This window comes from Agarivorans sp. TSD2052 (genome assembly GCF_023238625.1).
In the GTDB taxonomy this organism is placed as follows: Bacteria; Pseudomonadota; Gammaproteobacteria; order Enterobacterales; family Celerinatantimonadaceae; genus Agarivorans.
In genome coordinates this window covers 1,018,334-1,031,955 of the sequence record NZ_CP096670.1, presented here as the reverse complement: position 1 = coordinate 1,031,955, position 13,622 = coordinate 1,018,334, and the positions used below count along the sequence as shown (strand labels likewise).

Here is a 13,622-nt window from a genome sequence, read left to right as displayed (position 1 = left end):
TGTTTTTGTTCCGTTTAAATGCATTGTTAGCTATGGATTATTCCGTCGATATTTTGAGTTTCATTTACATACATAAGCATACTTTTTAAATTATCACTACCAACATAAGTAACAATATCTGCGTTATTGCTCAAAGGGGAGCCACTAATATCTCTTGCAAAATGTTTATTTTGCTCTTTAATGAATAATTCAGTAAGTAATTGCCTAGGACTAATTGGAAGTCTGTTGATTGATTTTTTTGTAAAAGCAACTCTTGTAGATACAGACGCTGTTATGTCAATTCTTTTTAATGATATCAATCCTTTTAACCTATTTGATGTGGCTGTTAAAGGGTAAGCCAGCATTATTAACTGAAATGTTCCTCTATTTTCATCTGTTGCACCATATAAAATCAGATGATTTTCAACTCTCACGCATGATCCTTCGACATAGAAATCTTCATCTTTCCAGCTTCCGTACATTGCAAATTGACATTCACCCGCTTTGGACTTAGTGATGCACAAATACTGAGAATAATAAAGTTCTTCATTGGAGAGAGGATTATCGGGTGCCATCTTTCTAATACCAAAGTATATCCCACAAATTGAGTCATCAATTTCCCTTACTTCCATTTTATTTAAGAAGTTACTAAGCGTTCTTGATTCTGCACTCTTTTTCTTGAATATGAACGTCATAGGTAAAGACACGACGGTTGCAATAAAGACAACCAATATAATAATTATTAAGGGACTAATTTTCACTTCCACAGATAGAAATGTATAAAGCAGTGTTATGAATGGTTTCACTTGTTCTGAAATACCAAAGAGGGATTCCATAGAGGCGTATGAACCAATAAGGCCAAAAATAGTTACAAATGACACTATCCATTTATTTGAAAATAACTTTTCCAAGTATACTCCTTGTAATAGCTAACAGCTTATTAAGAGGAAAAATTCCTTGTTTAAACAAGGAATTTTTCCTCTTATCATACATTTGATAAAAACAAGGTTATCACCTTTCCTAAGCTGTATCAGCCACCTAGCTAGAAAAATAACAAAAACATCAGCATGAAAGTATGCAATCACTTGCAGAAAGTAGGAATTGCAACAGCACTGTATAAAATCACAGCGTTTTGTCCACTAAAGTAGAAAAATTAAGGGTACATAGGTTTATTAAGAGTAGTTTTGAGGGAGCGGTAACGCGTAATGGGCATAAACGAGTCAGTAGCCCCTAGCCCACTTCTGGACAAAAGCGTGTTTCAAGTTGACCGAGTGAATGTCTGTAAATGGCACAGAATTAGCGCCTTTAGCAACTAAATATCTACTACGTTCTGCCCCTGATAGTGATAAAATATCCGCATCAGAATTACCGAGAAACTCTATGTTTATCCATCATGTTAACGGCATCGACTGGCTAGTGATTACAGCTTTTGAAGAACTGAAAACTATATTTATCGAAGACGCCGGTGCGATCCCCTTTTGCTTCTCTACCGCTAGCGAATTGAACCTGATTGATCAAGCCAAGCGCACTTATGGATATTTGCCTACACTCAGCGGCGTAATTACCGATACCGGCACGTTTCAAAGCAAGGATAATGAAGAAGAGTTGAACCCACAGCTTGCCTGCCTCGTTGAGGGGCGTGGTCGGGTGTTTATCTATTGCGGCGGCTTTGTGGCTTTTGTGGATGACGAGCAAACCTTTATTACCCGAGTGGACTGAAAATTATTCAGTAAGTTGAAATCGGCGAATGGGGATCCCTAGCCGTTCATCGGCAAGCGTTTCGTTTATTAACGGGGTGAGGTAAGGCAAAAGCTTCCCATAAAACAGGGGGGGGTGGGAGCTGTTGATCAATGCAGAATAATAAAAAGAACTATTGCCCTTAAACACAACAATAGTTCTTATACCTAGCACTAATAGTGGTAACTATTTAGGCAATTGCCGGTTCTCTTTTAAGGTACTTAACGATGCCTACCACCGATGCGCCAATCCAGAATAGCTCGATAATAAAGCTGGCTAGATTAAAGTTAATGCATAAACTAATGAGCAGCAATATTGCTCCACTTAAGTTCATTAGGTTATAGGAAAGTTGTTTTGGGTTTAAACGCTCCAACTGTAAAAGGAAGAACGCACCAACCACAAGGGCTGTACCGAGTAAGCCTACAATGTCGGCAAATATACTTTGCATAAGATTCTCATTAACAAGCAAAAATGTTCGTCCAAATTGCTGGCCCAATCCATGGGGTGGACGCTCTCAACTGCAATGCAGCATTCCATGAGACAGCTTGTTAGCGGCATTAAAAATGCGGGCGTAATCTACCAGAAAACGCTCGCCTATGCATGAATAATTTTTACGCAAAAAACACATTGCAACAATCTTTGTCTAACTCAATGATAAGCTAACAATTTAAGATCGGCGCACTCTACCAAGTAACAATAAAGCAATTAAACCAATACCGCCCAAGGCGCCACCGGCGCTTTCAGGCCGTGCGATCGCTTCTCTTTGCGAACACAAGTTGGCGTCTAAACGCTCTTCCGCATTGGCGTTAATCACTTGATTTATCCACGGGGCTAACTGACCAACATCAGCATATACACCGGGCGCACCAGCACAACTGCTGGTCCCCCAGCTGACAATGCCAGCAAGTTTGTATTGCGAACCTTCATCAATCAACAATGGGCCGCCACTGTCACCCGAACATGAGTCTGCCACCGGGCTATCGGCACAAAACATTTGTGCACTTAATAGATCACTTCCGTAGACATCCTCACAAGCTGCTTGAGCCGTTAGGAATAAGTCGGCTTGTTGTAAGGTGTCCAAATACTCAGGATTATCGGGATCGTTATTCACCCTGCCGAAACCAATCACTCGCATACCAAAACCGGGGCTATAGTCGTCAAAAACGGCTTTTTGGTTAAACGAAATAGGAGTAACGCTGCTGGCTTGTGTTAAGCGCAGCAATACCAGATCATTGTCACCGGTAACTCGATCAACGTGGTTGTCGGAAAAATCAACGTAATCTGGGTGCTGACAAACTTCGCTAACGCGCTCGCCGTCATTATCTAGATAAGAAAATACATCATCGCCTATTTTAAGCTTGATGGCTGAAGGTTGAACATGATGGCCCGCAAAATACTGATCAAAAGTACAATGAGCAGCACTAAGCACCCATTGTTCGTTGATCAACACCGCACCACAATAACTGCTGCCGGCTTTAAGCTGTGTCATCCATGGATACTCACCTTGAGAGGCATCTTCTCCGCCCACCACATAAGGGACAACTCTCTCTGTACTGGCTAAAGACAAGCCAGATGGGACAAGCAAAGCCGTTACCGCGAGAACTCGCCCTAAACCAGTTAACATCTATACATCCTTGTTTTTATTTTTTACAGTGCCTTATCTTCACATTAAAATTAATTAAATCAATAGTGTGAGATCAAGCTAAGCAAAGAAAAGGGGCAAACTGTTATTCCAACCAACAATAACTCACCAGTGGCCCCGCCCAATGCTTTGCCAGGCTAGTTGCCCGGTAGAGTAAAACCCGTCTCTTGCTGTATGCATTGTTGAAGCCCTTCAACTAGCTCTTTTAGGGTATCTAGTAAACTAGATTGCGCTTGGCCTATTTGGCTTAGTAGCAAATTAACATTCTTGACTAGATTAGCCGGGCGGATAGTGCACTGTGACTCAGCGTATTGCAACATACGTTTTTCGCCAGGGTGCGGTACCGCGTTCACAGCAAAAAGAATGTCAAAATAACTCGCCAAAAATTCGGCACAACGATGATTTACACTCACCCTATCTTGGCGTTTCAAGGCCTTTTCTAGCTGATAATAATAGGCGGGGATCTGGCTAATTAATAAAGGAAAGTTTTTATCGATAACGGCTTGTTGTAGCGGGCTTGGATAAACTACCGAGAAGCGTTGTTGTAGCTGTTTGGCCCTCCCCTTAGCATCATACAATACCTTCGAGCTTAGCAAGTTAGCCCAAAAACACGTGCTGTATCCTACCTTGGCTTGATGTTGCTCAACAACTGCCTGCAATTTTGTTTCTAAAAAGGCCAAGTCACGATAAATCAACTCAATGTCGATTCCATCAAGCAATACGCCATCATCTTCGGTCTCCCAAAATTGATTATTTAATTCCATGTATTGGCAATATTGGTCGCATATCCCTTGCCGTGTGGAAACATCTAAAGGAGCGTTAAGATAGATATAAACATCGTAGTCTGAATGCTCATCTGCTAAACCGGTGGCTCGAGATCCCGCTAATAAAATGGCCTCTACCTGTGGAAGCTGGGAAAATTGCTCCACCAAGGCTAAGAAATGGGCTGACTCTGTCATGAATAATGCTCAAATTAGGTGATATGATCACCATAAGCATTATTCAAACACATACCAGCGTGGTATATGCAAAAAGCGCTTTCAAGCAAACTTTCTTTAGTTGTTTTCGCTTTTTAGTTGCTCTTGCTCTTCATCTTTAAGGAAACGAATGTGGCTAAAGCCCATACGGGTAAAGCTTAACTCTCTATACTGCTTTATGGTGGCTTTGTCCCGCGTAGACATGGACAATTGTTTTTCCATCTCTAAAAAGTTTGAAATATCTACCCCTTCCGCAGCCGCCGCTGCTTCATACATATCGTGATATTTATCGAAAGAAAAGCTAATGACTTTCACTTGTTTTTTGTACTTATACGTAACTTGACGTGCCATAAAAACCTCTGCTGTTTGACAATGCGGCTAGATAATATAGTAAAGCGCAAATTGATGTTGTGTTTATTTAAAGGTGTTTGTCTGCATGCCACTAGATCACTGCCTAAGTAGCCCCTTCAGCCAAAATAAACACAAAGCCTATATAAACCAAACCTCAATTCTGGCGAAAATAACCGATGCTATGCATCGTAATTTCTGAGGCTAAGTTTAACCGGTTACGGTGTATATTGAGCGCCTTAAAATATTTTAATAATTACTAAAATAATTTTGACGTCTAAAGAGGCGTTTCGCAAGGATAGCGTTCTAGTTAGCATCCGCCAACTTTACAAATTGCAGGGAGTATTTGGCACTCTTTCGACAACGAGTTCAGCAGTTTGTATAGTTTGAGGATAGTGTTAATGTTTTTTCCCCGTCTTAAATGGGTAGCCATAATCTCTGGGCTACTGCTACTTAGCGCTTGTAATTCAGCCGATGTACCTACTTCGCGGCCAGCGGCGAGCTTAGTAAATACAGAATCAGTACAAAGCATTTTTTATGCGCCGTCTCAACAATTCATTGGCCGTATTGAAGCCTACAAGGACGTTGATATTCGCGCACAAGTAAGTGGTTACTTACTTGAAAGGCACTTTGAAGATGGACAAATGGTCAAACAAGGTCAAGTTCTTTACGATATTGACCCAACACGCTATCAAGCCGCTGTAGCGCAAGCTAAAGCCTCTCTTGCCCAAGCCAAAGCCAACTTAACCAATGCGCAAATAAACTGGCAGCGTGCTAGTAGGCTGTTACCACAAAAAAACATCAGCCAATCTGAATATGATCGTTTAACCGCAGAGAAGCTCTCTAGCGAAGCACAACTTGAAGCGGCCGAGGCGCTACTCAGCGCTAGCTTAGTTGATTTAAAACACACCCGTATTGTCGCGCCATTTGATGGCCGCATAGGTCAAAGCGAAGTGAGTCAAGGTGACTTAATTGCTAACAGCAACGGGCGTTTAACTAATTTGGTTAGCCTAAATCCAATTCGTGCCAGCTTTAAAGTCTCTGAGCGAGAGCGCTTAAACATGGGCTTAGACCAAGTAGACGCCCACTCTAGTGCCCAAACAGAAACAGCAATAGTGCAGTTAAAAATTAGTGATGAACGCATTTACGCCCACAAGGGGCAATTAGATTTCATTGATAACCGAATCGACTTAAATACCGGCACCATTGGCATCAGCGCTAAGTTTGCCAACCAGCAACAGCAATTACTGCCGGGCCAATATGTCGAAGTGCAGCTCACCAGCCACGCCTCTGTATCAGCCTTAGTTATCCCTCGTAGAGCGGTACAAAGTGACTTAGAGGGTGAATTTGTGATGCTAGTGAGTGAGCAAGGTACTGCCGAGCGACGCAATGTCAGCATTGGCCCAGTGCTTGAGCAAGGTGTAGTGATTACCACAGGCTTAGAAGGTGATGAACAAGTGATTACCGCCGGATTGCAACGCATACGCCAAGGCGTTCCGGTTCAAGTTGTTGAACCACAGGCCGGATAATAGGAAAACACCATGCTAAGTCGCTTTTTTATTCAACGACCAAAGTTTGCTTTGGTCATCTCTATTTTGCTGTCTTTAGCTGGCGCCATCGCCTTGATGGTGTTGCCCGTAGCAGAATACCCGCAAATTAGCCCACCGTCGGTGAGCGTAACGGCCTACTACACCGGCGCCAGTGCCGAAACTGTAGAAGAAGCAGTAGCCGAAGTGATTGAAAGTTCGGTAAACGGCGTGGAAGACATGTTGTACATGAACTCCAAAAGTGCAAATGATGGTTCTTACTCATTAACCGTGACCTTTGATATTGGTACCGACCCCGACATGGCACAAATTAACGTGCAAAACCGGGTCACCCAAATCGAATCTAAACTCCCACCAGAGGTGCGCCAGGTAGGGGTAACAGTGCGTAAGCGTTCACCTGACTTATTGATGGTGCTTAACTTCTTTTCACCAGACGGTCATTACGACGATACTTTTTTAAACAACTACGTCACTCTCAATGTTGAAGATCAGTTGGCGCGAGTTAAGGGCATCAGTGACGTTCGTGTTATCAGCTCAGCCGAATACTCGATGCGTGTTTGGCTAGACCCATTAAAACTGGCTAACCTTGGCCTTACCACCAGTGATATTCGTGGGAGTTTGGCAGAGCAAAACGTGCAAGTTGCGGTAGGCTCTATTGGTGCGCCGCCTTATGACGCCGCTAACGATGTACAGTTTAGCCTGCTAACCAAAGGCCGTTTAGACACCGTAGAAGACTTTGAGAACATCTTACTGATCGCCCATGCTGATGGATCAAAGGTTTACTTAAAAGATGTGGCTCGGGTAGAGCTAGGTAAGCTTGGTTATTCGGCTTTTAGCGAATTTAGAGGCCAGCCGTCGATCTCGGTGATTCTATCGCTGCAAACTGGCGCCAACGCGCTAGAAAGTGGCGAAGCCGTTATGACGCTGCTAGAGCAGTTAAAGCGTAACATGCCAGAGAAAATGGATTATGAGATAGCCTACGACACCACCTTGTTTGTCTCTGAGTCAGTAAAAGGCGTAATTAAAACCCTTATTGAAGCGGTACTACTGGTTATTTTAGTCACCTATATATTCCTTGGTAGCTGGCGCTCAACCCTGATTCCCGTGGTGGCGATTCCGGTATCACTCATTGGTACTTTTGCAATAATGCTAGCCACTGGCTTTACCATTAATACCATCACCCTATTTGGTTTAATTTTAGCGATTGGCATTGTGGTTGATGACGCCATTCTGGTGATTGAAAATGTTGACAGTAAACTCACCGCTCACCCCGAACTAAGCCCGCGCCAAGCCACTTTGAAAGCCATGCGCGAAGTGACAGGACCGATCGTCTCCTCAACCTTAGTATTGCTGGCGGTATTCTTACCAGTAGCCATGCTACCGGGGATTACCGGAGTCATGTACCGCCAGTTTGCGATTACTATTTGTATTTCGGTGGTCATCTCATCAATTAATGCCCTCACCTTATCACCCGCTATTTGCTCGTTAGTGTTAAAACGGGGCAAGCAAAAGCAAGCTCGCTGGTTTGCCTTGTTTAACCGTGGTTTAGTGGCGGTTACCCAGCGTTATGGCCAAGCTGCTGGTATGTTAGTTAGGCGTAGTTCAGCCTTGGTACTGTTCTTCTGTTTAGCCATGGCAGCGGTAGTTTGGATGGACCAAAACACCTCAAAAGCCTTTGTACCGCAAGAAGATAAAGGCGTATTGCTGGCTAATGTGCAATTGCCAGACTCGGCTTCGCTAAGCCGCACCGCTGAAGTGTCTGAGCGCCTAGCCAACATTATTGAGCAAGAACCGGGCGTAGAAGCCGTAACCTTAGCCAATGGTTATGGTTTATTGGCCGGCGCTATTCAATCAAACGCGGCCACCATGTTTATCAAGCTAAAACATTGGGATGAGCGAAATGCCTTAGCGGGCGACCATTCCTCGTTTGCGATTAGCCAACGGATTAATCAACAAGCCTTTGTGACGATTCAAGATGCTCAAATCTTCACTTTTGGTCCACCAGCGGTACCCGGAATGGGCACGGCATCGGGTTTTGAGTTTGTGCTACAAGACGGCTTAGGCCGCTCGCGTAGTGAATTAGCCAAAGTAATGCAAGACATCACCATCAAAGCTAATCAAGCGCCAGAGATTGGCAGTGCCTTTAGTACCTTCCGCGCCGACGTGCCACATTTTTATGTAGACATAGACCGCAGTAAAGCGAAGCAACTAGGTATTCCACTCGGTGATTTATTTACCACGTTGCAGGCCAATTTGGGCTCGTTATACGTAAACGACTTTACCCTTTACGGTAAAAACTTCCGCGTAACCATGCAAGCCGAAGACGAATACCGCAGTCGCTTAGATAACCTTGGGCAATTTCATGTTCGCAGCGCCAGTGGCGACATGGTGCCTTTAAGTACGTTGGTTAGCATTGAACAACAATTTGCTCCAGATGTAGCGTGGCGCTATAACCTGTACCGCAGTGCAGTGCTGCAAGGCCAGCCAGCTCTAGGTTACTCGTCGGGTGACGCCATTGCGGCAATGGAGCGCATTGCTGCTGCAGAGCTACCCAATGGTTACCAATTTGAATGGACAGGCTTGGCTTATCAAGAGATCCAAGCGGGCAATATGGCCATTTTTGCCTTTGCTTTGGCGTTGCTATTCATCTACTTATTTATGGTGGCCCAATATGAAAGCTGGACCATTCCGCTCGCGATTATTTTGGTGGTGCCAGTGGCAACCCTAGGATCTTATGTGGCCCTTGCTTTAGCGGGCTTACCGATGAACCTATATGCGCAGATAGGATTAGTGTTGCTGATTGCCCTAGCGGCTAAAAATGCCATTCTAATTGTTGAATTTGCTCGTATGCAACGCGAAGACAAACAAATGCCCATTGACCAAGCCGCTGTAACGGGAGGCACCTTACGATTTAGGGCAGTAAACATGACCTCTTGGTCATTCATCTTCGGCATGATCCCACTGGTGTTAGCTAATGGCGCGGGTCATATTAGCCAAAACTCTCTGGGTATTTCCTTGGTCGGCGGCTTACTGTGTGTATTATTAGTGGGCACCTTTTTAATACCGGGCTTCTACGCCATGATTCAGCGCCGCCGCGAAGTTCATCACGGTGGTTCAACGAAGTTAGAGGAAATAGAAGAAGGCTAAACATTCTTCTCTATAGGTACCAAAAAGCAAGCTATTACAGCTTGCTTTTTTATTGGCTAAATAACAGCTAAAAATCATCTCGGTAACGCCTTATAGCCCTATTTATATCCTGTAAATGGTCTACACAAGGAGACGATTTAGACATCACCATATAAATTAGTTGTCGACTGATACTGGGCTGCATATCCACCAACAAATCGGCATACTCTGTATTAGCAATTTTCAACCTGCCCCCATGCGTGGCATACAACAAATAATCAGCCCGTTGCAGTGCTACCAGCTTTAATGCTCGGTCTAAATCAGGCATTTCCGAAATAGTAAGATGTTGTCCTGCATAACTGTCAAACTGATCTCCAAAACTACTGCCCAATATTTGCAAACCCCGTTTACCCATCAGGCTTGTTACATCGTTATAGTTAAGGGCTTGGTCTTTACGAATAAACGCGCTGCTGTATTCTACGCCTATCGTTTCGCTGAATATAAACTTTTCACCACGCTCTTGGTTATAAAAAGCAGCAATAATTAAATCTAAATCACCCGTCTCTAGCTGCAAAAATTGCCGCTTCCAAGGCACCATTGCTTGGTAGTCAACCTTGATACCTACATCGGCAAATACTTGATTAGCTAACTCTACGGCTAACCCTTGCAATGGGGCTTGCGAGTTTTCTCTAAAAGACACATCAAACCAATTATGCTCTCCATTAACTCTAATGGTTTCACATGTGGCTTGCGCAGCACTAATCAACAAGCCATTTAGAATAATTATGAGTATGCGTAACACTGCAATGTCCTTTCTTTTTCCTTAGCTTAACACTAGTAAAAACACCAGCATTTTCAATGCTTATTTACAGGCGAAGCGAACAACTACAATTTACGGATAAATAGGATATAGTAATATATCAGTCACTTTTAGAGCCTAGCTACCGATCTATGCCTGCATCCATTGAGCAACTAGAAGCTTTTGTATACACAAAAGAAAATGGCGGTTTTGGCCCGGCAGCACGGATGTTGGGGAAACATCGAACCACCGTTAGCCACCTAGTTAACGATTTGGAAATTGATCTCGGCTTAAGCTTATTTACCCGTTCGGCAAAATCAGTTGAGCTAACCAGTGCCGGTCATTCTTTGTATTTATACGCTAAATCAGTTCTTAGCGACTTGAATCATTTCAATCAAAAGGCTCAAGGCTTACTCGCCGGACTTCCCGACAGACTGAGAGTTGCGGTTGACGTATCGTTAATGGATCAGCAATTTGCTGTAGGTTTAAAAACACTTAATGATCAATACCCTAGTTTAGATATTGACGTTCTCAGTGGTGACACGTTAAGTGTTCACCAATGGGTAGAAGACAGTCATGTAGATATTGGTTTTAGCTTAGGCACCTTTGAGTACTCTCCCCAACTCATTTATTCCCGAGCCTATCAATTTGAATTGTGTTGCGCTATAGCAGCCGATCCAACACAACAACTTGTTGAGCTATCGGAACAAGAGTTGCGCTTGCTTAGGCAAATTGGTTTTAATTTTTTCAATCAACTTGGCTTAGACTCTGGGCAAACCGTTAGTCACCGTTTAATGCAAGCTAGCAACAGCCAGCAGATTGTTGAATTAGTAAAGGTGGGGTTAGGCTGGGCTATATTGCCTCGTTATATTTGTCAGCCTTTATTTGAACAACAACAACTTAGCGAGCTTTGGGTTAAAGGTATGACCAAGGAACATTGGCATTGCGACGTAATTTGGAAAAAAGAACAAAGCCCCACCATCGCGATGCAAGTATTCACCGATCACTTCTGCAGATTAGAAGATAGGTAGTTTTAGTTTTATATATCTTTAATATAAATGTTGAGATAACCCATCAGTACAACTCCCCTCACACAAGATATTTCGCATTCAACATATTAAATCTAAATTAAGAGATACACTTTCAATCTCTAAGAGAGTGTTTAGTGTCGAAGAACTACCTTACACTGCATCCATGTTTTAGCAACAAAGCTAAAACAACACTTCAAAGCAGAGGATAATTCCATGAGTAATGCATTAGATATGATAGGCATCGGTATCACCTTAGAGGCATCACGCAACAATTTAAGTAAATTTTCCACTGAAGATTTAAAACAAAAAGTTGCCGAAGTCACCGCTTTGGCCAATAACATTAGAGCACAGGCCAGCCAAACCAATAACTAAGCCTTGAGCAAAGCCTAAACACCACTGCCATTGTTCGTTTAGGCTTTGCTCAACACAGCGTATAAAACTGACATTAACCTTAACCGCCATTCATAAAACACCAAACCCACCAAACATTACAGACGTTTATCTGCACTTTATCCACAAAACTGGTTACTTGAACAAGTTTGCTAATGATTTAGCTCAACGAATCGAAAAAATAGACTAGGGTTTATCAGACCAATCAGCTAATCTTGCGAGCAAAAATAGATAAGCGCTGTGTGCGGCAAAAATATCAACATGCAAGAGTAGTATCGCTAAATATACTCGGCATACGCCAACCACAGGGTGAGGATAGAAAATGAATTCAACAGACCAACCTTGGTTAAACAGCTACCCTGACGACGTGCCAGCAGAAATAAGCACAGAACAGTTTGAAAACTTACTGGAACTGTTTGAGCACAGCTGCAGTCAATCTCCCGAACAAATTGCCTTTGTGAATATGGGGCACAGCCTTAGCTACCAAGAGCTCGATCAAAAGTCCTTAGCCTTCGCCGCCTACTTACAGCAACATTTAGGTATGAAAGTCGGTGAGCGCATCGCTTTAATGATGCCTAATGTACTGCAATACCCTATTGCTTTATTTGGCGCACTGCGCGCAGGCTTAGTGGTGGTCAATGTTAATCCGCTCTACACGCCGCGAGAGCTAAAACATCAGCTTTGTGATTCTGGGGCCACCGCCATTGTAGCCGTCACCAATTTTGGGAATAGCTTGCAACAAGTCATTAAAGACACTCAAGTCAAGCACGTAATACTTACTAGCATTGGCGACCAACTGGCGGTACATAAGCGCACCTTGGTGAACTTTGTCGTTAAGTACGTAAAAAAGATGGTGCCTAAATACAATCTACCTGGCGCCATTTCTATGCGCAGAGCCTTAACTCAAGGCAAGACCATGGCTTACAAAAAACCACAACTTAGTGGTGATGACATGGCATTTCTGCAATACACCGGCGGTACGACTGGTGTAGCTAAAGGCGCGATTCTTACTCATAGCAATGTATTAGCCAACGTAATCCAGGTGTTTTACCACTTTGGGCCTCGCACCTTGTTAGATAAAGAACACGCCGTAACGCCCTTACCTCTTTATCATATTTTTGCCAACACCGTGAGCATGATGTTCATTTTGTATATTGGTGGAAAAAACCTATTAATTACCAATCCGCGAGATTTAGACAGCTTTGTAAACGACTTACGTAAATACCCGTTTACCATGATTTTTGGCTTAAATACCTTATTTAATGGTCTACTTAATCATGCCGGCTTTCGCCAATTAGATTTCTCAAGAGCCCGCTTCACTATTGCTGGCGGCATGGCCACTCAAAAACACATTGCAGACCAATGGCAAGAGCTAACCCAAATGCCAATAATTGAAGGTTACGGTTTAACTGAATGCTCTCCAGTTGTGGCTGCTGGTACTCACCAGCAACAAGCGTTTATCCCCTCTATTGGCGTGCCAATGCCTAGTACACAAATCCGCATCGTCGATGACAACGGCGCAGAGCTAAACGTTGGAGAAGTGGGCGAATTGCAAATTAAAGGCCCGCAAGTCATGAAAGGGTATTGGAATCAACCTGAAGAAACCGCCAATGTGCTCACCGAAGACGGCTGGGTTAAGTCTGGCGATATTGGCCGCATGGACGAAAAAGGCTACTTCTTCATTGAAGACCGTAAGAAAGACATGATTCTAGTATCTGGCTTTAACGTATTTCCTAGTGAAATTGAAGAAGTGGCGACGCTACACCCTTCGATTGTTGAAGCGGCAGCGATTGGTGTGGAAGATGACGTCACCGGTGAACGGGTTAAACTGTTTGTGGTGTGCAATGCTCGAGTCGGTCGCGATGAGATTAAAAAGCACTGCCGTAAGCACCTTACTGGCTATAAGATGCCGAAAGACATTGAGTATCGAGAAGAGTTGCCCAAAAGCAACGTTGGGAAAATTCTCCGCCGAGAATTACGCTAAATAAATTCTACTCGGGATAAATCAACCAACAAAAACGGCGCAGCTGAACACTGCGCCCAACA

Annotated in this window: 12 protein-coding genes; 6 read left to right on the top strand and 6 right to left on the bottom strand. The window is 43.5% G+C overall.

The annotated features are described in order from the left end of the window. Positions 1-26: 26 nt before the first annotated feature. Positions 27-890 carry a hypothetical protein gene (locus M0C34_RS04640; RefSeq protein WP_248714488.1) on the bottom strand — a complete coding sequence of 288 codons (864 nt, stop codon included), beginning with the start codon at positions 888-890 and terminating at the stop codon, positions 27-29. Between the two features lie 469 nt (positions 891-1,359). Here M0C34_RS04640 and M0C34_RS04635 point away from each other — a divergent pair, with 469 nt between their 5' ends. Next, positions 1,360-1,698, top strand: coding sequence for a cytosolic protein (locus M0C34_RS04635; protein ID WP_248715595.1), 339 nt, complete (start codon positions 1,360-1,362; stop codon positions 1,696-1,698). A 208-nt stretch (positions 1,699-1,906) separates the two neighbouring features. Here M0C34_RS04635 and M0C34_RS04630 read toward each other — a convergent pair whose 3' ends face one another. From M0C34_RS04630 to M0C34_RS04615, 4 genes are all read right to left on the bottom strand, one after another. After that, a complete protein-coding gene (locus M0C34_RS04630; RefSeq protein ID WP_248714487.1) occupies positions 1,907-2,164 on the bottom strand; it encodes a CBU_0592 family membrane protein in 258 nt (85 codons plus the stop codon). Positions 2,165-2,383: 219 nt separating this feature from the next. Next, positions 2,384-3,340 carry a S1 family peptidase gene (locus tag M0C34_RS04625; RefSeq protein WP_248714486.1) on the bottom strand — a complete coding sequence of 319 codons (957 nt, stop codon included), beginning with the start codon at positions 3,338-3,340 and terminating at the stop codon, positions 2,384-2,386. Positions 3,341-3,495: 155 nt separating this feature from the next. Further along, positions 3,496-4,317 (bottom strand): DUF4037 domain-containing protein, encoded by an 822-nt coding sequence (locus M0C34_RS04620; protein WP_248714485.1) that lies wholly within the window; start codon positions 4,315-4,317, stop codon positions 3,496-3,498. Positions 4,318-4,413: 96 nt separating this feature from the next. Beyond that, complete coding sequence (locus M0C34_RS04615; protein ID WP_248714484.1) at positions 4,414-4,686, bottom strand: DUF2960 domain-containing protein; 273 nt, start codon at positions 4,684-4,686, stop codon at positions 4,414-4,416. 398 nt (positions 4,687-5,084) lie between these two features. Here M0C34_RS04615 and M0C34_RS04610 point away from each other — a divergent pair, with 398 nt between their 5' ends. Continuing rightward, positions 5,085-6,212: an efflux RND transporter periplasmic adaptor subunit gene (locus M0C34_RS04610; RefSeq protein WP_248714483.1), complete on the top strand. Its 1,128-nt coding sequence runs from the start codon at positions 5,085-5,087 to the stop codon at positions 6,210-6,212. A 12-nt stretch (positions 6,213-6,224) separates the two neighbouring features. Further along, positions 6,225-9,377 carry an efflux RND transporter permease subunit gene (locus M0C34_RS04605; RefSeq protein WP_248714482.1) on the top strand — a complete coding sequence of 1,051 codons (3,153 nt, stop codon included), beginning with the start codon at positions 6,225-6,227 and terminating at the stop codon, positions 9,375-9,377. A 67-nt stretch (positions 9,378-9,444) separates the two neighbouring features. Here the strand turns inward: M0C34_RS04605 and M0C34_RS04600 are convergent, their stop codons facing one another. After that, the gene (locus M0C34_RS04600) at positions 9,445-10,158 is read right to left on the bottom strand and encodes a substrate-binding periplasmic protein (protein WP_248714481.1); all 714 of its coding nucleotides are present in this window, start codon (positions 10,156-10,158) and stop codon (positions 9,445-9,447) included. 149 nt (positions 10,159-10,307) lie between these two features. Between M0C34_RS04600 and M0C34_RS04595 the strand changes: the two genes are divergently transcribed. From M0C34_RS04595 to M0C34_RS04585, 3 genes are all read left to right on the top strand, one after another. Then, on the top strand, positions 10,308-11,186 hold the full coding sequence (locus tag M0C34_RS04595) for a LysR family transcriptional regulator (RefSeq protein ID WP_248714480.1): 879 nt from the start codon (positions 10,308-10,310) through the stop codon (positions 11,184-11,186). A gap of 213 nt (positions 11,187-11,399) precedes the next feature. Next, complete coding sequence (locus M0C34_RS04590; RefSeq protein WP_248714479.1) at positions 11,400-11,558, top strand: hypothetical protein; 159 nt, start codon at positions 11,400-11,402, stop codon at positions 11,556-11,558. Positions 11,559-11,898: 340 nt separating this feature from the next. Then, a complete protein-coding gene (locus tag M0C34_RS04585) occupies positions 11,899-13,560 on the top strand; it encodes an AMP-binding protein (RefSeq protein ID WP_248714478.1) in 1,662 nt (553 codons plus the stop codon). Positions 13,561-13,622 lie beyond the last annotated feature (62 nt).